General features: G+C 66.9%; 21 protein-coding genes, 1 tRNA gene and 2 pseudogenes. 6 read left to right on the top strand and 18 right to left on the bottom strand.

The window, feature by feature from the left end:
- Positions 1 to 8 precede the first annotated feature (8 nt).
- The 3 genes from DFQ15_RS12015 to DFQ15_RS12005 form a co-directional block, all read right to left on the bottom strand.
- Positions 9 to 464, bottom strand: a complete 456-nt coding sequence (locus DFQ15_RS12015) for a MaoC family dehydratase (protein WP_110466214.1) — start codon at positions 462 to 464, stop codon at positions 9 to 11.
- A 74-nt stretch (positions 465 to 538) separates the two neighbouring features.
- Positions 539 to 1,165, bottom strand: a complete 627-nt coding sequence (locus tag DFQ15_RS12010) for a ParA family protein (protein ID WP_110466268.1) — start codon at positions 1,163 to 1,165, stop codon at positions 539 to 541.
- 425 nt (positions 1,166 to 1,590) lie between these two features.
- The gene (locus DFQ15_RS12005; protein ID WP_110466213.1) at positions 1,591 to 2,175 is read right to left on the bottom strand and encodes a malonic semialdehyde reductase; all 585 of its coding nucleotides are present in this window, start codon (positions 2,173 to 2,175) and stop codon (positions 1,591 to 1,593) included.
- A gap of 183 nt (positions 2,176 to 2,358) precedes the next feature.
- On the opposite strand from DFQ15_RS12005, the gene DFQ15_RS12000 reads away from it, so the two are divergent.
- Entirely contained in the window at positions 2,359 to 2,859 is a 501-nt protein-coding gene (locus DFQ15_RS12000; protein WP_110466212.1) for a pyridoxamine 5'-phosphate oxidase family protein, read from the top strand.
- A gap of 73 nt (positions 2,860 to 2,932) precedes the next feature.
- Here DFQ15_RS12000 and DFQ15_RS11995 read toward each other — a convergent pair whose 3' ends face one another.
- The 7 genes from DFQ15_RS11995 to DFQ15_RS11965 form a co-directional block, all read right to left on the bottom strand.
- Positions 2,933 to 3,937, bottom strand: a complete 1,005-nt coding sequence (locus DFQ15_RS11995) for a Bug family tripartite tricarboxylate transporter substrate binding protein (protein ID WP_110466211.1) — start codon at positions 3,935 to 3,937, stop codon at positions 2,933 to 2,935.
- Positions 3,938 to 3,975: 38 nt separating this feature from the next.
- A complete protein-coding gene (locus tag DFQ15_RS11990) occupies positions 3,976 to 4,986 on the bottom strand; it encodes a Bug family tripartite tricarboxylate transporter substrate binding protein (RefSeq protein ID WP_110466210.1) in 1,011 nt (336 codons plus the stop codon).
- Between the two features lie 211 nt (positions 4,987 to 5,197).
- Complete coding sequence (locus DFQ15_RS11985; RefSeq protein WP_110466267.1) at positions 5,198 to 5,929, bottom strand: SDR family oxidoreductase; 732 nt, start codon at positions 5,927 to 5,929, stop codon at positions 5,198 to 5,200.
- Positions 5,930 to 6,005: 76 nt separating this feature from the next.
- Entirely contained in the window at positions 6,006 to 6,830 is an 825-nt protein-coding gene (gene pcaD / locus DFQ15_RS11980) for a 3-oxoadipate enol-lactonase (RefSeq protein ID WP_233504451.1), read from the bottom strand.
- Positions 6,827 to 8,032 (bottom strand): 3-oxoadipyl-CoA thiolase, encoded by a 1,206-nt coding sequence (pcaF, locus tag DFQ15_RS11975; RefSeq protein ID WP_110466208.1) that lies wholly within the window; start codon positions 8,030 to 8,032, stop codon positions 6,827 to 6,829. Before pcaF ends, pcaD begins: the two co-directional genes overlap by 4 nt.
- Positions 8,033 to 8,063: 31 nt before the next feature.
- Complete coding sequence (locus tag DFQ15_RS11970) at positions 8,064 to 8,723, bottom strand: 3-oxoacid CoA-transferase subunit B (RefSeq protein WP_110466207.1); 660 nt, start codon at positions 8,721 to 8,723, stop codon at positions 8,064 to 8,066.
- A 29-nt stretch (positions 8,724 to 8,752) separates the two neighbouring features.
- The gene (locus tag DFQ15_RS11965) at positions 8,753 to 9,454 is read right to left on the bottom strand and encodes a 3-oxoacid CoA-transferase subunit A (RefSeq protein WP_110466206.1); all 702 of its coding nucleotides are present in this window, start codon (positions 9,452 to 9,454) and stop codon (positions 8,753 to 8,755) included.
- Between the two features lie 169 nt (positions 9,455 to 9,623).
- Between DFQ15_RS11965 and DFQ15_RS11960 the strand changes: the two genes are divergently transcribed.
- From DFQ15_RS11960 to DFQ15_RS11945, 4 genes are all read left to right on the top strand, one after another.
- A complete protein-coding gene (locus DFQ15_RS11960; protein WP_110466205.1) occupies positions 9,624 to 10,427 on the top strand; it encodes an IclR family transcriptional regulator in 804 nt (267 codons plus the stop codon).
- Positions 10,428 to 10,453: 26 nt separating this feature from the next.
- The gene (locus DFQ15_RS11955; protein ID WP_110466204.1) at positions 10,454 to 10,885 is read left to right on the top strand and encodes a DUF1841 family protein; all 432 of its coding nucleotides are present in this window, start codon (positions 10,454 to 10,456) and stop codon (positions 10,883 to 10,885) included.
- A gap of 13 nt (positions 10,886 to 10,898) precedes the next feature.
- Positions 10,899 to 11,441 (top strand): hypothetical protein, encoded by a 543-nt coding sequence (locus DFQ15_RS11950; RefSeq protein ID WP_110466203.1) that lies wholly within the window; start codon positions 10,899 to 10,901, stop codon positions 11,439 to 11,441.
- 517 nt (positions 11,442 to 11,958) lie between these two features.
- Positions 11,959 to 12,035 (top strand) — tRNA-Arg (locus tag DFQ15_RS11945).
- Here DFQ15_RS11945 and DFQ15_RS17860 read toward each other — a convergent pair.
- The 3 genes and pseudogenes from DFQ15_RS17860 to DFQ15_RS18140 form a co-directional block, all read right to left on the bottom strand.
- Positions 11,991 to 12,302: pseudogene (locus DFQ15_RS17860) on the bottom strand (helix-turn-helix domain-containing protein); the annotation flags it as partial. The gene DFQ15_RS11945 and the pseudogene DFQ15_RS17860 sit on opposite strands and share 45 nt — an antisense overlap.
- Before the next feature lie 12 nt (positions 12,303 to 12,314).
- Positions 12,315 to 12,521, bottom strand: coding sequence for a hypothetical protein (locus DFQ15_RS17855; protein ID WP_233504449.1), 207 nt, complete (start codon positions 12,519 to 12,521; stop codon positions 12,315 to 12,317).
- A gap of 194 nt (positions 12,522 to 12,715) precedes the next feature.
- Positions 12,716 to 14,280: pseudogene (locus tag DFQ15_RS18140) on the bottom strand (methyl-accepting chemotaxis protein).
- Between DFQ15_RS18140 and DFQ15_RS17850 the strand changes: the two are divergent.
- Positions 14,203 to 14,373 (top strand): hypothetical protein, encoded by a 171-nt coding sequence (locus DFQ15_RS17850; RefSeq protein ID WP_233504473.1) that lies wholly within the window; start codon positions 14,203 to 14,205, stop codon positions 14,371 to 14,373. The pseudogene DFQ15_RS18140 and the gene DFQ15_RS17850 sit on opposite strands and share 78 nt — an antisense overlap.
- 1,435 nt (positions 14,374 to 15,808) lie before the next feature.
- Here DFQ15_RS17850 and DFQ15_RS11930 read toward each other — a convergent pair.
- From DFQ15_RS11930 to DFQ15_RS11915, 5 genes are read right to left on the bottom strand one after another with little or no spacing between them, the layout of a single operon-like run.
- A complete protein-coding gene (locus DFQ15_RS11930; protein ID WP_110466202.1) occupies positions 15,809 to 16,372 on the bottom strand; it encodes a hypothetical protein in 564 nt (187 codons plus the stop codon).
- Complete coding sequence (locus DFQ15_RS17150; RefSeq protein WP_146228734.1) at positions 16,365 to 16,712, bottom strand: hypothetical protein; 348 nt, start codon at positions 16,710 to 16,712, stop codon at positions 16,365 to 16,367. Before DFQ15_RS17150 ends, DFQ15_RS11930 begins: the two co-directional genes overlap by 8 nt.
- Positions 16,709 to 16,990: a hypothetical protein gene (locus tag DFQ15_RS11925; RefSeq protein WP_146228733.1), complete on the bottom strand. Its 282-nt coding sequence runs from the start codon at positions 16,988 to 16,990 to the stop codon at positions 16,709 to 16,711. Before DFQ15_RS11925 ends, DFQ15_RS17150 begins: the two co-directional genes overlap by 4 nt.
- Positions 16,991 to 17,041: 51 nt before the next feature.
- The gene (locus DFQ15_RS11920) at positions 17,042 to 17,512 is read right to left on the bottom strand and encodes a hypothetical protein (protein ID WP_110466200.1); all 471 of its coding nucleotides are present in this window, start codon (positions 17,510 to 17,512) and stop codon (positions 17,042 to 17,044) included.
- Positions 17,513 to 19,453, bottom strand: coding sequence for a DUF927 domain-containing protein (locus DFQ15_RS11915; protein ID WP_110466199.1), 1,941 nt, complete (start codon positions 19,451 to 19,453; stop codon positions 17,513 to 17,515).
- Positions 19,454 to 19,559 lie beyond the last annotated feature (106 nt).

The raw sequence follows: 19,559 nt of genomic DNA, 5'->3' as shown, positions 1-19,559 counted from the left end.
GCATCCGCTCAGGGATACAGCCGCGACAGCGTTACGGCCACGCAGACCGGCTTGGCGCCGCCCTCGCGCTCGATCGTCGCCTCCCAGGTGAACTGCCAGCCGTGCTTGTCGACCTGCTCGGCGGCCTGCAGCACGAAGCGCGCGCGCAGCCGGCTGCCGACAGGCACCGGCGACGGGAACCGCACTTTGTTCAAGCCGTAGTTGACGCCCATGCGCGCCTCCTCGATCGAGAGCGTGCTCCGCATCAGCGCGGGCAGCAGCGAGAGTGTCAAAAAACCGTGGGCGATCGGCGCGCCGAATGGGCCCCTCGACGCGCGCTCCAGGTCCAGGTGGATCCACTGGTGGTCGTGGGTCGCGTCGGCGAAACGCTGGACCTGCTCCTGCGTCACGGTGGTCCAGTCGCTGGCGGCGACCTCCTGCCCCACGAGGGCGGCCACGTCGGCCAGGGTCTTGAAGGTTTTCATGCGGGCCACTGTAGGGCGCCGTACGCGCGCCGCATGTCAGCGCCGCGACAAGGCGGGCGGGCGCCGGCCGTTCGCTAGGCCGCGTCGAGCCAGCGGCCGATCGGCTCCCACTGCGCCAGGTCCTTCTCGACCCGGCCGGGCACCACGTCGAACAGCGACAGGCCGCGGGCGGCCAGGTGGACGTAGTTCTGAGTGTTGCGCAGATAGCCCAGCACCGGCAGGCCCAGGCTTTCGACGAAGGTCTGCAGGTGGTCGGCCGCGATGGTGCGCGCATCGACCCGCATGCCCACGATGCCGATCTCCGGCCCGCCGCCGGGGCCGCGGCGCAGCGCGGCCAGCTCGTCGAGGAAGCCCCGGGTGGCGAAGATGTCGAACACGCTGGCCTGCAGCGGCACGACCACCTTGTCGGCCATCTTGAACACGTCGGCCGAGCGCCAGCCGTGCAGCCCGCCCGGGGTGTCGAGCACCGCGTGGCTGGCGGTGCGGGGCGGCCGGGTCACGAGCGAATCGCTGGCCTCCCAGGTGCCGATCGGCAGCGCCGTCGGAGGCCGCAGGCCGAGCCACAGCCGCGCCGACTGCTGCCGGTCCACGTCGCCCAGCAGCACCTCGTGGCCCCGGCTGGCATAGTAGCCGGCGATGTTGGTGGAGAGGGTCGACTTACCGACACCCCCCTTGGGATTGGCGACCGCGACGATGGGCATGGGAGCATCTCCGATGGTGGCAATGTCGGCCATGGTAGCGGGCGGGGTGGTGTGCGAGGCCGGGATCGCCGGGTGACCCCCTCCGCGAATGTCCTCCGGCCTGCGGCCTCCCCCTTTATTTCGCTGCGGGGGTCACCCGGCACTCCCGGCCCTGGAAGCGTCGCGTCGTGCGGGTCGGATCAGCGATTAGGGCTAGTCGTTGGTGCTGTGTCTGCATCGATGTAGGGCGAGGGAAGCCGTGCCCATCCCAGGCGGCCGCTCCATCCGCGTCGATCAAGCACCCGAAAGGGATCGCGTCGATGGCCTGCTCTGCGCAGCGAAATCAAGGAGGAGCGGCGGGCGCAGCCCGTCGCGGGGGACATTCGCGGAGCAGAGTACGCCGTCGGCACGAGCCCGGTCCGCACCGACAAAATCCCCCAAAAAAATCAAAGAACGTCAACCGCCTGCTCGAACGTCAACCGAGGATTGCGGTTGAACTCCTTGCTGTGGTCGGCATACCCCAGGTTGATCAGGAAGTTGGCCTGGTAGCGGCCGTCGGGGAAGAACTCCGCGTTGACCTTCGGGATGTCGAATCCGCTCATCGGGCCCACGTCCAGGCCCACCGCGCGCGCCGCCAGGATGAAGTAGCCGCCGCTCAGCGTGCCGTTGCGGGTGGCGGTGGCGGTGGCCATGGCGGGATTGCCTTCGAACATTTCCTTGGCGCCTTCGGCGTGCCAGACCAGCGGCATGTTCTCGTAGAAGCGGGTGTCGGTGGCCACGATCACGGTGACCGGGGCCTGCTGCGTCTTCTCGGTGTTGCCGGCCGACAGCGCGGGTGCCAGCCGGGCCTTGGCCTCGGGCGTCGTCAGGAACACGTAGCGCGCCGGTTGGGTGTTCATCGACGTCGGCGCCATCTTGGCCAGGTCGTAGGCCTGCCGCAGCAGTTCGACCGGCACCGGCCTGTCGAGAAAACCGTTGGCGGTGCGGGCGTTGTGGAACAGCAGGTCGAGGGCGGAAGCATCGATGGTCATGGTGTGTGCCTGGTATGGGGGTGGGAGGAAAGGGTGTTCGGAAAGAGGCGCCAGAGCTTACCCGCTCTCCCTGCCGCCGCAGCGATGTGCGCCGTGCCGCACACCGATGTTGGCCGATGGCTGACGCGCCCGCCCTGCCGATGGCGGCGATGCTGAGCGTCTGTTCCAATGCACGGAGAACCCATGCGCAACGACACCTCGGCCCACGACACGCTCTGGGACCTGATCAAAGACATCAAGTTCGGCATGTTCACCCACCGCCACACCGACGGCAAGCTGCACAGCCACCCGCTGACCACGCAGAACCAGTCGATCGACGAAGGCGCGATGCTCTACTTCTTCGTGCCCAGGTCGGGCGAGGTGGCCACCCGCGTGGCCGCCGACGGCAATGTCAACCTGGCCTATGCCCACCCCGGCAAGGACAGCTACGTGTCGATCACCGGCACCGCTCGCATCTCGCAGGACCGCGCCACCATCGAGCGTCTGTGGAACAAGCAGGCCGAGGCTTGGTTCTCGGGTGGCGTGAACGACCCGGACCTGGGTCTGCTCGAAGTACGCATCGAGGACGCCGAATACTGGGACGTCACCGACAGCAAGATGGTCCAGCTGCTCAAGATGGCCAAGGCCGCCGTCACCGGGACGCCGCCGGACCTGGGCGAGCACAAGACGCTGAAGGTGTCGTGACCCGCACCCGGTAGGCGCACCGCGCCATGAAAAAAGCCGCACACCGTGCGGCTTTTTGCTGGGCGCTCGCCCGTCAATCCAGCGACAGGTTCGCGTTGCGGATCACGTCGCCGAAGCGCTTCGATTCGCTGGCGATGAACGCGTTGAACTGCTCGCGCGTCTGCGGGAACGGCTCGTAGCCGAAGCTCAGGAACTTTTCCTTCGCGTCGGGTGCGGCCAGCGCCTCTTCCACGTCGCGCTTGATCTTGTCGGTCACCGCGGCGGGCAGGCCGCGCGGCGCGGCGATGGCGTTCCAGCCGATCACCTCGAAGTGGGCCGGGCCGCCGGATTCGGCGACCGTCGGCACATCCTCGTAGCCGACGGTGCGCTTCGGCGCCGCCACGGCCAGCAGCTTGATCTTGCCGGCACGGTACAGCGGCCCGGCCGTGGCGCTGGAGCCGAGGGCGAAGGCCAGCTCGCCGGTCGCCACAGAGGTGTAGAGCTGGGTCGTCTCCTTGTAGATCACATGCTCCATCTGGGTGCCGGTGACCGCCTCGAACAGCTCCGAGCCCAGGTGCACCGGATTGCCGACCGACCAGGAGCCGTAGTTGAGCTTGCCGGGGTTCTTCTTGGCGTCGGCGATCAGGTCGCCCACCGTCTTGTACGGGCTGGAGGTGGGCACGGTGAAAAAGAAGTAGGTGCGGAACATCGGCAGGATCGGATCGAAATCCTTCTCCGCGTCGTAGGGCAGCTTCTTGAACAGGGCCGGGTAGGCGGCCAGGTGCACGTTGTCGAGCTGTATCAGGTCGTGCCCGTCCTTGGCGCCGCGCTTGAAGGCGTCGATCGCGATGAAGCCGTTGCCGCCCGGGCGGTTCTCGACCACCACCGGCTGGCCCCACTTGCGCGACAGCTTGTCGGCCACCAGCCGCGCCAGGCCGTCGGGGCCGCCGCCGACCGGAAACGGGGTGATGATCCGCACCGGCTTGGTGGGCCAGGCGGCCGCGGCCTGCGCCCAGGCGCCGCCGGTGGCCAGGAGGCCCGCCAGGCCGAGGGCCGCGCAGCCCAGGGCGCGGCGGGTGAAGGGGTGGTCTTGTGCCATGTTGTCTCCGTTGTGGTTTCGTTGAGGAAAAAATCGGGTCAGTCGACGCTGGCGCCGGAATCCTTCACCACCTTGCCCCACTTGGCGGTCTCGGTCTCGATGAATTCGGCGAACTGCGCGGGTTTCTCGGCATAGGGCTCGGCACCCTGCTCGCTCAGGCGCTTCTTCAGGTCGGCGGAGGCCAGCACCTTGATCAGCGCCGCGTCTATCTTGTCGACCACGTCGGCCGGCGTCTTGGCCGGGGCGAACAGGCCGAACCACGAGGTGGCCTCGTAGCCCGGCAGACCGGCCTCTGCGATGGTCGGCACGTCGGGCAGCTCGGGCGAGCGCTTGGCGGTGGTCACCGCGATGGGCCGCAGCTTGCCCGAGCGCACATGCTGCATCGCCGAGGGCAGGTTGTCGAACATGATCGCGATCTGGTTGCCCAGCAGGTCGGCCACGGCCGGTGCGCTGCCCTTGTAGGGGATGTGCACCATGTCGACCTTGGCCATGCTCTTGAACAGCTCGCCCGACAGGTGGATCGAGCTGCCATTGCCCGACGACCCGAAGTTGACCTTGCCCGGGTTCGCCTTGGCATAGGCGATCAGCTCGGGCACCGTCTTGAACGGCTGCCGCGGGTTGGCGACCAGCAGGTTCGGCACGTTGGCCACCCGCGAGATCGGCGCGAAATCCTTGATGTGGTCGAAGGGCATCTTGGGGTAGAGCGCCGCGTTGATCGCATGCGTGCCCACGGTGCCCATCAGCAGGGTGTAGCCGTCGGCCGGGGCGCGCGCCACCAGCTGGCTGCCGATGTTGCCGCCCGCGCCGGCCCGGTTGTCCACGATGACCTGCCGGCCCAGCTCGGTGCCCAGCGCCTGGCCGACCAGGCGCGCCAGGATGTCGGTGGTGCCGCCGGCCGCGAAGGGCACGACGATGGTGATCACCTTGTTCGGATAGGCGGCCTGGGCCGACGCGGTGGCCGGCAGGCCGGCGAGGCCGGCCATGCCGGCGGCCAGCGCGAGGACGGCGGAGCGGCGTCGGAGAGAAGAAGTGGATGCGAGCGTCTTCATTGGTTGTATCCCTGGATGGTGGTTGAAATTCGGAATCGGCGCATTCGGGTTAGAAGCTATGAATGAATCCGGCGCGTCCGAGCGGGACGTGCAGGCGCGGCCCCTCAAGGCGCAAAACGCAGGCGCAGCTCGGGCTGCGGCGAGGCTTTGCAACGCCGAGGGGGTGTGTCTGCGCGGCACGAGCGGGCGTGCGGGAGTCGTTCACAGCTTCTCAGACCCCGGCGACGCCGACGGTCATGCCGCCGCAGACGTACAGCACTTGGCCGGTGACGAAGCCGCTGCGGGCGTCGAGCAAATAGGCCGCGGCGTGGGCGATGTCCTCGGGCGTGCCGACGCGCTTGACCGGCACCGCATCGACGATCGCGCGGGTGCGCGGCGCATCGGGCGGGTTGGCGCGGTCGAACAGCTCGGTGCGGATCGGGCCGGGGCCGATCGCGTTGGCGGTGATGCCGTGCACGCCCAGCTCCAGCGCCCAGACCCGGGTCATGCCGATCAGGCCGGCCTTGGTGGCCGAGTAGGCGGTGCGCAGCTCCTTGCCCAGCGCCGCGCGCGACGACATGTTGACGATGCGGCCGAAGCCCGCCGCCTTCATGCCCGGCAGCAGCGCCTGCATGCACTGCAGCGCGCAGCGCAGGTTGAGCGAGACGGCCAGGTCGAACTCGTCGAGCGTCTGCGCTTCGGCCGAGGCCGGGCAGACGATGCCGACGTTGTTGACCAGCCGGGTGATCGGCCCGTCGGCGAGCGCCTGGCGCAGTGCCTCGGCGGTGGCGGCCACGTCGGACAGATCGGCGCGGATGCCGTCGCCGGTGCGGTCGACGACGACCGGCTCGTAGCCGTCGGCGTAGCAGCGCTCGGCGGTGGCGGCACCGATGCCGGCGGCGCCGCCGGTGATCAGCACGCGCTCGCGGACAGGGCTGGAGGAAGGAGAAGCAGGGGTATTCATGTCTATGGATTCCAGCGGGCCCGGCGCCGTGCCGGGGCCCGCGATGCGGTCTGAACCGGGCGCAGCCGCCACCGCCTCAGCGGGGCGCCTGCGTGTGGAGAAAGCGGTGCAGCGCGTCGTCGAACGCGGCGGTCGCTTCCAGGTTGGAGAGATGCGACGCCGGCACTTCGACCAGCTGCGCGCCGGGAATCGCCGCCCGCATCGCCTGTGCGTCGGCCACGGTGGTGACCGGGTCGGCGGCTCCGGCGACCAGCAGGGTCGGCACGCGGATGCCTGCGATCCGCGGCCGCAGATCGGCATGGGCCAGGGCTTCGCAGCAGGCGGCATAGCCTTCGGGCGCGATGCCGGCGATCCAGGCCTGTGCCCGTCGCACCACGGCGGGCTGCGCCGCGGCGAAGGCGTCGGTGAACCAGCGGCCGGGCGACGAGGCGGCCAGCTCGGCCATCGCGGCCGTGCCCTGCTCGCGGACCAGCGCGGCCCGCGACAGCCAGCCCTCGGCGGTGCCGATGCGGGCCGCGCTGTTGGCCACCACCAGGTGATTCAGCCGATCGCCCGCGTGCAGGCCGAGCCCCAGCCCGGTGAAGCCGCCCATCGAGATGCCGCAGAAGCTGGCGCGCGCGATGCCCAGCGCATCCAGCAGCGCGACCACGTCGCCGCCCAACCGGTCGAAGCCGTAGGGGCCGGGGGTGACCTCGCTGCCGCCGTGGCCGCGGGTGTCGTAGCGCAGCACCCGCCAGTCGCGCGCGAAGCGCTCGGCCTGCGCGTCCCACATTTCCAGCACGGTGCCGAGCGAGTTGGAGAACACCAGCACCGGCGCATCGGCCGGGCCGTCCAGCCGGATGCGGAAGCGGCCGGCGGCGGTGTCGACGGTGAAGGCTCCGGAGCCGGCGACCATGCTCATACCCGCTCGAGCACCACGGCGATGCCCTGGCCCACGCCGATGCACATGGTGCAGAGTGCATAGTGGCCGCCGGTGCGGTGCAGCTGGTTGACGGCGGTGGTGGCCAGCCGCGCGCCGGAGGCGCCCAGCGGATGGCCGAGCGCGATCGCGCCGCCGTACGGGTTCACGCGGGGGTCGTCGTCCTGCAGGCCCAGAAGGCGCAGCACGGCCAGGCCCTGGGCGGCGAAGGCTTCGTTCAGCTCGATCACGTCCATCCGCTCCAGCGTCAGGCCGGTCAGCTGCAGCACCTTCCGGGTGGCGGGCGCGGGGCCGATGCCCATCACCCGGGGCGGCACGCCGGCCGTCGCCATGCCGACCACCCGGGCCCGCGGCGTCAGGCCGTGCGCCCGGGCGCCGGCCTCGTCGGCCAGCAGCAGGGCCGCCGCGCCGTCGTTCACGCCGCTGGCGTTGCCGGCCGTGACCGTGCCGCCCTCGCGCACCACCGGCTTGAGCTTGGCGAGCGTCTCCATCGTGGTGTCGCGCGGATGCTCGTCCTTGCCGACCACCACCGCGTCGCCCTTCTTCTGCGGGATGGTGACCGGCACGATCTCGGTGTCGAAATGCCCGGCCTTCTGCGCGGCGACCGCCTTCTGCTGCGAGGCGAACGCCATGCGGTCCTGCGCCTCGCGCTCTATACGATAGTCGTCGGCGACGTTCTCGGCCGTCTCGGGCATCGAATCGACGCCGTACATCTGCTGCATCAGCTTGTTGACGAAGCGCCAGCCGATGGTGGTGTCGTAGACCGCGTTGGCGCGGCTGAAGGCGCTCTCGGCCTTGGGGCTAACGAAGGGCGCGCGGCTCATGCTCTCGACGCCGCCGGCGATCATCAGGCCGGCCTCGCCCGACTTGATCGCGCGGGCCGCGGTGCCCAGCGCGTCCAGGCCCGATCCGCACAGGCGGTTGATCGTGGCGCCGGGCAGGTCGGTCGGCAGGCCGGCCAGCAGCGAGGCCATGCGGGCGACGTTGCGGTTGTCCTCGCCGGCCTGGTTGGCGCAGCCGTACAGCACGTCGGTGACCGCCGCCCAGTCGACGTTCGGGTTGCGGGCCATCAGGGCCTTGAGCGGCACGGCGCCCAGGTCGTCGGTGCGCACGCTGGAGAGCGCGCCGCCGTAACGGCCGAAGGGGGTGCGAACCGCGTCGCAGATGAAGGCGTGGGTGGTCATGGGTGTATTTCCGGTGCGGGAAGAAAGCGGATCAGAAGGTGGCCTGCGCGGCGGCGATCGGCAGGCCGACCAGCGCCTCCAACTCGGCGTGCGACAGGCCGTGGACCACGTCGACCAGGCGCAGGCCCTCGGGCGTGCATTCCAGGGTGGCGATGTCGGAGTAGATGCGCTTGACGCAGCCGATGCCGGTCAGCGGATAGGTGCAGTCCTGCACCACCTTGCTCGCGCCCTGCCTGGTCAGCAGGTCCATCATCACCCAGGTCTGCTTGGCGCCGATGGCCAGATCCATCGCGCCGCCGACGGCGGGGATCGCGCCCGCCTCGCCGGTGCTCCAGTTGGCCAGGTCGCCGGTGGCCGACACCTGGAACGCGCCCAGCACGCAGATGTCGAGGTGGCCGCCGCGCATCATCCCGAAGCTGTCGGCATGGTGGAAGAAGGCGCCGCCCGGCAGCAGCGTGACCGGTGCCTTGCCGGCGTTGATCAGGTCGTAGTCCTCGGCGCCCGCGGCCGGCGCCGGGCCCATGCCCAGGATGCCGTTCTCGCTCTGCAGGATCACCTCGCGGCCCGCCGGGATGTGGTTGGCCACCAACGTCGGCTGGCCGATGCCCAGGTTGACGCAGGCGCCGTCGTGGATGTCCTGGGCGACGCGCTGGGCCAACTCCTCTTTGCTACGTTTTTTATAGCTATTCATCGTTTATTCCTGACGGCTCGGAGCCGATTTCATGCAGATTTCTTGAAACCTCCGGCCTGGGTGGCCACCCGGTCGATCTTCACGACCCGGCTGACGTAGATGCCGGGGGTGACGATGGCCTCCGGGTCCAGCCGGCCCAGTTCGCGGATCTCGTGCACCGTGGCGATCGTCTGTTTGGCGGCGGTGGCCATCACCGGGCCGAAGTTGCGCGCGGCCATGCGGTAGGTCAGGTTGCCCCAGCGGTCGCCGGCCTCGGCCTTGATCAGCGCCACGTCGGCATGGATCGGGTACTCGAGCACGTAGTGCCTGCCGTCGATCTCGCGGGTTTCCTTGCCCTTGGCCAGGTCGGTGCCGTAGGCGGTGGGGCAGAAGAAGGCGCCGATGCCGGCACCGGCCGCGCGGATGCGCTCGGCCAGTTTGCCCTGCGGCACCAGCTCCAGCTCGATCTGGCCGCTGCGGTAGAGCGCGTCGAACACATGGCTGTCGACCTGCCGCGGAAAGCTGCAGATGATCTTGCGCACCCGGCCGGCCTTGAGCAGCGCGGCCAGGCCGGTGTCGCCGTTGCCGGCGTTGTTGTTGACGACCGTGAGGTCCTTGGCGCCGTGCGCGATCAGGCCGTCGATCAGCTCGTCGGGGTTGCCCGAGGTGCCGAAACCGCCGATGAGCACCGTGGCACCGTCCTGCACGTCGGCCAGGGCCTCGGCCACGCTGGCGGCGATCTTGTCGATCATGTGTTTCTCCAAATGGCCGTATGCCGGCCACGAGATGTGGGGCGCCGCGCAGCCTGCACGGCCGGTGGCAACCCAAAATGTTCTTATAGCGAACTTATGTTCGTATAATGAATTTCAAAGTTTACGCCGCGATCCGCCCTCACGGTATTCCCCTGCCCGGCAATAGCCCATGGTTTTCCCCGATACATCTGGTGATATTCCCCCCAAGCCGGGCGACAGCTACGTCCAGTCGTTCGCCCGTGGGTTGGAGGTGATCCGCAGCTTCAGCGCCGAGGCCCGGCGCCAGACGCTGACCGAGGTCGCCGCCCGCACCGGCCTGACCCGCGCCGGCGCCCGCCGCATCCTGCTGACGCTGCAGACGCTGGGCTACGTGGAGAGCGACGGCCGGCTGTTCCGGCTCACGCCGCGCATCCTCGACCTGGGATTCGCCTACCTGTCGTCGATGCCGATGTGGGACGTGGCCGAGCCGCTGATGGAAGACCTGGTGGAGCGGGTGAAGGAGTCGTGCTCGGCCGCGGTGCTGGAGGGCAGCGACATCGTCTACGTGCTGCGGGTGCCGACGCACAAGATCATGAAGATCAACCTGGGCGTCGGCTCCCGGCTGCCCGCCTGCGTCACCTCGCTCGGTCGGGTGCTGCTGGCCGCCCTGCCCGACAAGGAGGTCCGCGCGCGGCTGGAAGGCTCCCGCCGCACCGCCTACACCCCGCACACCGTCACCGACATCGACGCCCTGCTCGACCGGGTGCGCCAGGCGCGCAGTCAGGGCTGGTGCCTGCTGGACCAGGAGCTGGAGGAAGGCCTGGTCTCGATCGCCGCCCCGGTGACCGACCGCGCCGGCCGCACGGTGGCGGCGATCAACGTGAGCGGGCAGATCAACCGCACCGGGCTGGAGGTGCTGCAGCACGATTTCTTGCCCCCGCTGCGCGCGGCGGCGGCCGCCATCTCGCAGCGGCTGCAGGCGCGGGGCGGCTAGCGGCGCCCGCGTGCTAGGCTGGACGGATGTTCCAGCCCTCCCAACAGGACGTGCGCCGATTCTTCTGCGCGGTGTACGACAAATCCCGCACCGGCGCGCCGATGGAAGCCATCGAGACCCTGGCCGCCCTCTGGGTCGACGAGCACCCGGAGTACCACGCCGACCTGGCCGACGTCGATGCCGCCCTGCTGCGCGTCTACGCGGGCGCCGACCGCGAGAACCCGTTCCTGCACCTGTCGATGCACCTCAGCATCAGCGAGCAGGCATCGATCGACCAGCCGCGCGGCATCCGCCAGGCGGTCGAGCTGCTGGCCGCGCGCCGCGGCTCGCTGCACGAGGCGCTCCACGAAGTGATGGAGAGCCTCGGCACCATGCTGTGGGACAGCCAGCGCTCCGGCCGCCCGCCCGACGGCGCCGCCTACGTCGCCGACGTGCAGCGCCGCGCCACCCGCGACTGACGGCGGCGCACCGATGCATCCCGACGCGAAGACCTTGTGGAAGGCGCCCCAGTGGGTGCTGGCCGTGCTGCTGGCGGTGCTCGGCATGCTGGGGCCGTTCTCGATCGACACCTACATCCCGGCGTTCTCGGGCATCTCGAAGGCGCTGGGCGCCTCGCCGGTGGAGATGCAGCAGACGCTGTCGGCCTACCTGTTCGGCTTCGCCTTCATGAACCTGTTCCACGGCCTCGTCGCCAACCTGCTGTTCCAGGCGCATGCACTGTGGGCCATCTGGCCGATCGCCTTCTATGCCTTCGGCTGGGCGCTGGTGGTGCCGGTCGTGACGCTGGTGGTGCTCGACCTGCATTCCGAGCGGCGCGGCATGGCCTCGTCGCTGCAGGCGGTCATCGGATCCGCGTCGAACGGCGTGGTGGCCGGCGTGCTGGCACCGCTGGTGATGCACTCGACCGTGCTGCTGGCGACCGCCTCGCTCTGCTTGATGGGCGTCGGCCTGGTGGCGTGGATGGTGGTCCACCGGGCCTGGCCCGAGATAGGCCGCGCGGTCGCCGAACACTGAGCGCCGCCATGCGACAATCTCGGCGGGGGGCCGTTAGCTCAGTTGGTTAGAGCAGAGGACTCATCGAAATGGTGACCCTGGCGCGAGAGCGCCAGCGGAAAACCGGGTGAATTCAGGGAAACCGTCGGCCTCGCAAGAGGCATCACGGCAATCCTGAGCCAAGCCCGCCGAAGGCAGGTCGCGAGACCGGTAGGCGGGAAGGTGCAGAGACTAGGGTGCGAGGAGCCGATCCGATAAGCACCCCACGAGCGCCCGGCGCCCGAACGCGCGACACACCCTTGTGGGTAGTCGCGGCGCGGGCGATGAGATAGTCCAGGGAGCAGGGAAACCTGCACGAACCCGAATCCTTTGGTCGTTGGTTCAAGTCCAACACGGCCTACCACCCCGAATTTCCGTTCCGACTCCTTCGGAGGAAGGTTTGGTCCGTATGCAGCGCCAGGGTCTCGGCGCATGGAAAGAAAGATTTGTCGGCAGTTCGAAAAAGCGCCAATTTTTTGCTGCTATAATACGAGGCTTAGCGGCTGTAGCTCAGTTGGATAGAGTACTTGGCTACGAACCAAGGGGTCGTGGGTTCAATTCCTGCCAGCCGCACCAAACGGATAGCCCTGGAACAGCGATGTTCTGGGGCTTTTTTTGTTGTGCGTAGCGTCTGGGCCGTACCCTTGCGCGTGACTTTTCGCCACGCAAACCGCTTCCAGTGGTCAAAGCGGCTGCCCCCCGCAGCAGTTCCATCTGTACACCCAGCGCCTCGGCAAGTGTTGCCAGCACATCGGCCGTGTCGGCACGGTTGCGGGTCTCTATCTGGCTGACATAGGGCTTGCTGATCTGTGCCGCATCGGCCAGCGCCTGCTGGCTCATGCCACGACGCGTGCGTCAAGCCTTGACCGGATGGTTCCCACTCAATTCCGCCGCCCGCACATCGCCGGGGATGCGGGTGCCGTCATCAGCGGCCCGTGCTCGGTCGAACAGCAGTTTGTCCTCCAGATCTTCGGCGCGATCCGCAAAGCGCTCCCACAGGTCGATGGGCACTACCGCGTACTCGCGGCGGCCGTTGGTTTCGATCAATTGAACGGTCTTCATTGGTAGGCACCTTCACGGGGTTTCACAGCAACCACCAGCACCACCAGGCGGTCATTTTCGATTGGGTAGAGCACCCGCAGGTCACCCACCCCCGGCTTTTAAAACAGCACCGCACACCGAGGCGGTGTCGCAGGGCGCACAGCCTCAGGCACCGGCGGACCGCCGATCTGCGGGCCCTGCCCGCACGGTGGCGGCTACCGCAGCCGCAAAACGGATGCGTCGTGCATCCGGGCAGATGCCGCCGCGCCGGGCCGTGCGACCTCTCCAAAACGAAACACCCGTACAACTTCGGCTAGGCGCGATGCCTGGAGCCGCAGACTTTCCGCAGCCGCCGCGCTCTGCTCCACCAGCGCAGCGTTCTGCTGCGTGGACTGGTCCAGTTCGACGACCGCACTGCTGACCATCCCGATCCCCTTGGTCTGCTCCAGAGTCGTCGCGCTGATCTCGTTGATCAGGTCAGCGACACGGCGCACCTCGCCCACAATCGCGTTCATGGCCGCTCCCGCGTCGGCGACCTGCCGCGAACCGGCTTCGACCCTTTCGACGCTGGCCCCGATCAGCGCCTTGATTTCCCGGGCCGCTTCCGCGCTGCGTTGGGCCAGACTTCGAACCTCGCTGGCAACCACGGCGAAGCCTCGTCCCTGTTCACCCGCACGCGCCGCTTCGACCGCGGCATTGAGTGCGAGGATGTTGGTCTGGAAGGCGATGCTGTCGATCACGCCGATGATGTCGCCGATCTTCCGCGAACTCCCGCTGATGTCTTCCATCGTGGACACAACCTGTCCGACGACCTCGCCACCCCGGGCCGCCGCCGCGCTGGCCGACGACGCCAACTGCGCCGCCTGGCGCGCCGTATCCGCGTTGTTTTGCACCGATGAGTTCATGTGCTCCATTGAGGCCGAGGTCTGTTGGAGGCTCGAGGCCTGCCGTTCGGTTCTCTGGGACAGGTCCGCGTTGCCGGATGCGATCTCGATCGAACCGGTGGCGATCGAATCGGACGCCTGGCGCACGTCGCCCACCACCTGCGCCAGACTGCGCTGCATCGCCGCCAGAGACGCCAGAACGCTGCCTGCGGGCGCCTTCTGGGCGTTGGCTACCGGCTGAAGATCACCCTCGGATACACGGCGGGCCGCTTCGCCCAGCGCATCGGGCTCGGCGCCCAGTTGGCGCGTGATGCTCGCGGATATCCACGACGCGAGGGCGACACCCAGTGCGAGGGAAATCGCCAGGGCGATCAGCATCACCGTCAGGAATCCCGATGCCTGGCCCAACGCGGCTCTGTTCTTTTCCTGAACGCGTTCTTCCTCGAAATCGATCAGCTGGTTGATCGCCGCCAACCATTGCACGTACTGCGGCTTGGCCTGCGTCCAAAGCGCATTCCGGGCCGTGGCGATATCGCCTTTGGCAGCCTGATCGACGATCGCCTGCGTGGTCGCCACCGTCCTGGATTCGATGGCCTGGATCGCGCCGTAGAGCCGACGCAACTCTGCAGCGTCGCCGATGGCCCTATCGATTTCTCGAGCGGACCGGCCGACTCCGCATAGAAGCGGGCCAGCCGCTGAATGGTTTCCACCTCTGCCTGCCGATCGGCTGCATTCGCCGCGAGCACCACGTCGCGGGTGGCAATGGCGCGATCGTGCGCCGACCCGCGGAAATTGATGGCATAGCGCTGGATGCTGGTGTGCTCCTCGCTATTGGCTCGCAACGCGGCGTCGATGCTGCGAACCTTCGCGATGGCGACGACCGCCACGACGACCAGGATGGTCAGGAGCAGGCCGAATCCAATGGCAAGGCGTTTGCCCACGGTCAAGTTTGTGGATTTCATTTCGAGCAATTTGATTGTGAAAAATAGATTAAACGCCACAGCGCGCCTGCGCCGGGTAGCGCCCTCGCCAGCCCTCGACCTGGCGTGTGCAGTGTAGCCACGCGCCCTGCAACCCTCAAGGCTGGGAAAGTACCGCTCGCCCGCCTTGGTACACTAGCCACGTGCCTCCGTAGCTCAGTGGATAGAGCGATCCCCTCCTAGACAATTTTGGGCACCGGCGCGCGAAAGCCGTCGTGTGAATTGAGTCAAATTCGGTGAACCCTCTGGGCTGCAGGCCCGTGGCAACGCCGAGCCAAGCCCCTCGCCGGGGAAGGTGTAGAGACTAGACGGCTCAGGCCTGCAGGACGTACCGGCGACGGTGCGGCCGATGGTCAAGGCATAGTCCAGCCCACGAACACGCCATGTGGCGGCGAAAGCCGAAGTGGGACGAAGGGATAGGTCACAGGTCCGATTCCTGTCGGGGGCACCATTTTTTCATCCAATAGCGTCCGCTAAAGTCCATTTAGCCCTGCTCTCCCTCTCAAAACTCTTCATTTCGCTTCCACTACCGTCCAAGGTAGTTTGCTGCAATCCGGGGGCATCTGGGGGCACATTTGGGGGCACGTTTCTGAATTCTGGGGGCACATTCCAAATGCCCCCTTTGTCAGTCCATTCCAGCAGGCAGCCGCCCTGCCCTCCCACTTCACTTAACCCCCTTAGACGCCCCTCGCAACAGCGGATGAACGGGGTTCGAATTACCCGCATACGGAGAGCTGCCAGGAGGACCCGTGACCATCGGGCCACCCCACCCCTGACCGGAGGCGACCTCACCGGCAGACCCGAATCTGGGTTCGATGTGGGTCAGCCTGGCCGATGAAATGATGACGGGCAGACCTCGACTTATTTTCGGCAACACCATAGTTTTAGCGGGGACACCGGGGACACTCGCTCATAACGCTCGTAAGTTGTTGTCACGTATTGATAATTTTGTCCCTCGGGACAAGCGGGGACAACAGTTATCCACCGGGGACACCGGGGACAAAAGACGTTATCCACAGAAAACTGCCTGTTAATTGTGCAGTTTCGTCCTTGGAACCTGTAATTAACCGGATGAAATCGCAAATTTGACTCTCCCTCGCCACACCAATGCGGGCCGGGGACACATCTTCCGGTTGTTCAAAACCTAGGAATTCGACTGATGGTTAGGTCAATGGAAGAGTCAAAGAGACCTACGCACCAAGGGGTGATGTCAGGTCGATGCGTTGAGATAAGGGCCGCAGCAGCAAGAAGGCCGGAGGGCGTTTTAAGCGAAGAATCGCAAAGTGAGGTGGCGCCTTACGCATGTGCCATCAGCCCTCCCGTAGGGGACGGCCACATGCCCGGACGACGCCCACCAGCCCGGTGCGGCTGGTGCCGGTCGATGCCCATAGAAGCAAGCCCGCAGCGCTATGAGCATCGGCTCTCGCGCTGCGCAGCAGAACCTTTAGCCGACGGCCTCGACGTTTATGCCCGCCTCTTCGGCGGCCGTGACCAGCGTCTCTTCCTTGGCACGTAACGTTTTCAGTTCGGCATCGATCTTCGTAAGGCGCCGCGAACGCTCGGCAGTGCTCAGCTCATCGGGCAGCGCCGGCATTTTGTCGACCTCTGCAAGCAGGATGCGGTACACCGAGTCACCGAAGAGCCCCAGCATCGATTGCTCGATAGCCGTGGTCTCTGATGCGATCACGCCACCGGGGCCACTGCGAATGAGCCCGAACAGGTTCAAGTGCTGCAGCCCGGTATCCAGTGCCGTCAGATCGTCGGATGCAGTGAGGTCGTCAAGTGCTTCGCGGTTGGTGCGCAGCTTGGCCAAGCTGGCCGCCACCAGGCTACGGTAACGCTGGACGTTCGCGGTATGCCAGCGCTCCAGCGCGGCGGCCAGATCAGCCTTCGACGGCGGTGCAAACAGCAGGTCCTCCCGCTCGCGGCTTGCGCGTTCGATCGCATCGCGGACCTGCTTGAGTTCGCGGGCATAGCCCGTGATGGCTTGGCGAATAGCTTCAAACATTGCGGCCACCTTTCAAAAGTCGAGCGAGCGAGTTTTGCTTGCGTTCCCGGGTTGCATCACTCATCGCTTGGTTATGGGCAGCACGTGCCGCTGCCGCAACAGCGGGATCCCGCAGAATCGGCGTGAGCATGGGCGCATATGGGGACTGCTCGGGTGCAGCGGCTTTCGGCTTCGGCAGACCACCAAGTTCGTCCACCCGTTTGCGGGCCAGACGGTCGCCGGGTTCTGCCGCTCCGCTCACCACCAACTGGTACGCCTGCTGGTCGGGCAGCGTTGCGGTATCGCCCACCTTGTAGGCGCGGCCGGAGTGCAACACGGAGTCTTTGAATGTGACGTTCATGGCTGGGGCACTCCACCGCGTTGCAGGTAGGCGGCCTGTGCGGCGAGCTGGCCCTGCCGCTGCTTCAAAGCCAACTGCGCAAGCGTTGCGCCAGTGCAGTTTCCATTCGCTTTGCAGGCTTGCACCATGGCTTCGTAGCCTGGGCCTAGGTCGTCGGCTACCGCCTCGATGCCCTTCCATCGCTCACGCTCGTTGTGCGCGCCCTGCGCCATGGCTGCCGCGTACTCCGTTGGATAGAGTCGCTTAGCCTCCTCCAACGTCAATTTCTTCCCGCTCATCGTCATCCTTTTCGCTGCACTATTGCCGCGTGGATGTACTGTCCCCGACCCTCAATGACAAAGCACGCTGGAAGCCTGTCCCAGAATGCGCAGCACCTGGCGCGCTGACAGGTCCTGTCCGGCGTTGGCCAGCGCCACGTGGTAGAGCGCCTCCCGCAAGCGACTGGAGCCATCAGGCAGGCCGGCAGTGCGCCATTCACGCCATGGCCCACGCGACACGAAGCGGTCCAGTTCTTCCGCCGTCCGGCGGGCCAATAGCCAGGTGCTAGCGTCGTGCAACGCAGGATCCGTTCTAAGCTCTGCAGCAACAGTCGACAGCCAGGTATCGCGCTGCAGACGGAGCATTTGAGCCTCTGTCCGCGGAAGGTGCAGACAGCGCTCCAACGGCACCGCGCCCCCGCTTCTGGCCCAGGCCTCGAACCCTCGCTGCAGCCATTGCACATCGCCGCGATCCGCCTGGCCAGCGGCAACCCGTGCGGCATGTTCAAGCGCGACAAGATCATTCGATTTGGTGCCCGGCATTTACGGCTCCATGTCGAAAATGCTCGGCGGGATGCGGTAGCAACGGGCCTTGCCGAGGCCCGGCAGCCTGGCGCTAACCGTGTGCCGACCGGCTTCGACTACAAGGCACTGATGCTCTACCAGAACGCGGCAAACCGCCTCGATGTCGAAGCCCTGACAGACCTCCATCCGGAAGACCTCGGGCAAGATGAAATACTCGATGCTGATGCCTTCAGCAGCCAGCGGACTAACGCGTTCTCCATACTCCCGCTGGTGCTCGGCGTCGTTCTTGATCGGCTTGCCATCGGCATCGACCATTCGGCGGAAACCCGCACGATGTAGCGTTTTGGCGCTGTGGTCGTCGGCAGCACGGTGCCACCAAGTGAAGCGACCCTCACCATGTGCCTCTAGGAAGCGGCGTACCTGCCGAAGCATGCTGCGAACTTCGTTGTTCCCAGCACCGCCACGAGCACCCAGCCACGCCTCGAAGCAGACCCGTGCGGCCGCTTCGCTTTCGCCTTTAGGCCAGCCCGTCATTCCGGCCTCAGTCGCAATCTCGCCGGCGGCGCCTACCAGGGCAAACCGTGCGGCAACCCGCTCCACCTGGCCTGACGCACCGGACGGCACCCACTTCGTCTGCATAGCCTGAATATCGGCGCGCAGCCTCTTCGGAAGGGTGCTCCATTGAGCGCATGACCACTCGATGAAAGCCCGGCCTGGCGCGCCATAGGTGGCCCCGGCCTCACGGGCGAGGTAGCTGGCAAACGCTGCGCCGCCCGCAAAATCGTGCAGCTGCTCGAATGCGCCAAGGCCGGCGCCGGCATCGGCGGGAATGTCGGCCATCCGCACTTCTTGCCCTGTGCGTGCGCGCTTCATGCCCTCGGCCATGTGATCGGCCAAACCCAGCTCGCCGGCGGAGAGGAACAACAGACGCCACGACAGCCGCGCCCGTGCCGCACCGCCACGCGTCGCACGCGCCTTGCTCTGTTCGTTGGCCAGCATGTAGGCGCACTCCCCCGCCACCCTGCCCTCTACTTGGGCCAGTTCGTCGAGGATCAGCAGCGCGTCGCAATGCTGGGCCGCAATGGCCTCCAGCGCGTTGTCTGTGGTGCGCCAGCGCTGCATGTAGCTCGGCCCGCCGTTCACGCTTGCCGCCAACCGCAATGCAGTGGTCTTTCCGCTGGAGCTGTCGCCCCGAAAATGGAAGCCGCCTGACTCCATGCCGGCGGGGCGCAGCAAGGGGCCGGCGAAGGCGCATGCCACCGCGAACACGAGGCGGCTATTGCCCACGCACAGGGCTCCGATGCGCTCACGCCAAAGGGCTACGTCTCGCCGAACGCGAAACGTGTTTTCCATCTGGCTGTCGCTCTGAAAAACGATGCGCTCCGCTTTGTCGCCGAACGTCTCATGCGGCAGCACGTAGGCGGCACCTTCGGGCGTGTGATGCCAGCCGATGCGGTCTGTACACGACGCGAAATCGGCGGGCCGGCGCGACTGGATGTATTCGGTCAGCCGGTTTCGGGCGGCTGACGACGTGGCGATCCGCAAACCCATGTTCAGCAGCACCGAGCGATATTCGCCACCGTCAGCCGCGAGCATGCGCGCCGGCATGGCCCACTGGCGCGGCTTGCCGAGCGGATCTGCGAAAGACAGCAGGTAGCCCCAGGCGTTGCCCTCTTGATCGCGTGTGCGCGCATCGACGTGGATGCGACTGCAGATCCACAGCGGCCGCAGCGGCTCGCCATCGCGGCCCCGCCCGTTGTAGTACACGCCATCAGCATCGACAGTGAAAGGGTCGTGCGGGTCGTCGGTTTGGTCGCCTGCGACTTCTGCCGCGGCTGGCACCCTCGGCGGCGCGATCGACAAGGCCTCAAGCGCCGCCGCTATGCACGCAGCGACCGCGCCCAGGCCCTGTTGGCGATGCATGTCGTTGAAATCGTGGTTCTCTTCACTCTCGTGCACGGGGAACGCCGGTACGCGGTCAATTAATCACGCCCTTGAGTCACACCTCATGACCTGACAGCCTACGTTCCCACATACACAACGTGGGAACGTAGATGACAGATGA

The sequence above is a fragment of the Xylophilus ampelinus genome, assembly GCF_003217575.1.
GTDB classification, from domain to species: domain Bacteria; phylum Pseudomonadota; class Gammaproteobacteria; order Burkholderiales; family Burkholderiaceae_C; genus Xylophilus; species Xylophilus ampelinus.
The sequence above is the reverse complement of the archived record's forward strand: the minus strand, read 5'-3'. Positions and strand labels throughout refer to the sequence as shown.

Bases quoted from the DNA above. Each gene is read 5' to 3' on its own strand.
- DFQ15_RS17150 (WP_146228734.1), bottom strand. From the start codon at position 16,712: ATGAACGTCACATTCAAAGACTCCGTGTTGCACTCCGGCCGCGCCTAC.
- DFQ15_RS12000 (WP_110466212.1), top strand. From the start codon at position 2,359: ATGCGCAACGACACCTCGGCCCACGACACGCTCTGGGACCTGATCAAA.
- pcaF (WP_110466208.1), bottom strand. From the start codon at position 8,032: ATGACCACCCACGCCTTCATCTGCGACGCGGTTCGCACCCCCTTCGGC.
- DFQ15_RS11965 (WP_110466206.1), bottom strand. From the start codon at position 9,454: ATGATCGACAAGATCGCCGCCAGCGTGGCCGAGGCCCTGGCCGACGTG.
- DFQ15_RS11950 (WP_110466203.1), top strand. From the start codon at position 10,899: ATGCATCCCGACGCGAAGACCTTGTGGAAGGCGCCCCAGTGGGTGCTG.
- DFQ15_RS11970 (WP_110466207.1), bottom strand. From the start codon at position 8,723: ATGAATAGCTATAAAAAACGTAGCAAAGAGGAGTTGGCCCAGCGCGTC.
- DFQ15_RS11990 (WP_110466210.1), bottom strand. From the start codon at position 4,986: ATGAAGACGCTCGCATCCACTTCTTCTCTCCGACGCCGCTCCGCCGTC.
- DFQ15_RS11925 (WP_146228733.1), bottom strand. From the start codon at position 16,990: ATGAGCGGGAAGAAATTGACGTTGGAGGAGGCTAAGCGACTCTATCCA.
- DFQ15_RS12015 (WP_110466214.1), bottom strand. From the start codon at position 464: ATGAAAACCTTCAAGACCCTGGCCGACGTGGCCGCCCTCGTGGGGCAG.
- DFQ15_RS11955 (WP_110466204.1), top strand. From the start codon at position 10,454: ATGTTCCAGCCCTCCCAACAGGACGTGCGCCGATTCTTCTGCGCGGTG.
- DFQ15_RS11930 (WP_110466202.1), bottom strand. From the start codon at position 16,372: ATGTTTGAAGCTATTCGCCAAGCCATCACGGGCTATGCCCGCGAACTC.
- DFQ15_RS11985 (WP_110466267.1), bottom strand. From the start codon at position 5,929: ATGAATACCCCTGCTTCTCCTTCCTCCAGCCCTGTCCGCGAGCGCGTG.
- DFQ15_RS17855 (WP_233504449.1), bottom strand. From the start codon at position 12,521: ATGAAGACCGTTCAATTGATCGAAACCAACGGCCGCCGCGAGTACGCG.
- DFQ15_RS11960 (WP_110466205.1), top strand. From the start codon at position 9,624: ATGGTTTTCCCCGATACATCTGGTGATATTCCCCCCAAGCCGGGCGAC.
- DFQ15_RS11920 (WP_110466200.1), bottom strand. From the start codon at position 17,512: ATGCCGGGCACCAAATCGAATGATCTTGTCGCGCTTGAACATGCCGCA.
- DFQ15_RS12010 (WP_110466268.1), bottom strand. From the start codon at position 1,165: ATGCCCATCGTCGCGGTCGCCAATCCCAAGGGGGGTGTCGGTAAGTCG.
- DFQ15_RS12005 (WP_110466213.1), bottom strand. From the start codon at position 2,175: ATGACCATCGATGCTTCCGCCCTCGACCTGCTGTTCCACAACGCCCGC.
- pcaD (WP_233504451.1), bottom strand. From the start codon at position 6,830: ATGAGCATGGTCGCCGGCTCCGGAGCCTTCACCGTCGACACCGCCGCC.
- DFQ15_RS11995 (WP_110466211.1), bottom strand. From the start codon at position 3,937: ATGGCACAAGACCACCCCTTCACCCGCCGCGCCCTGGGCTGCGCGGCC.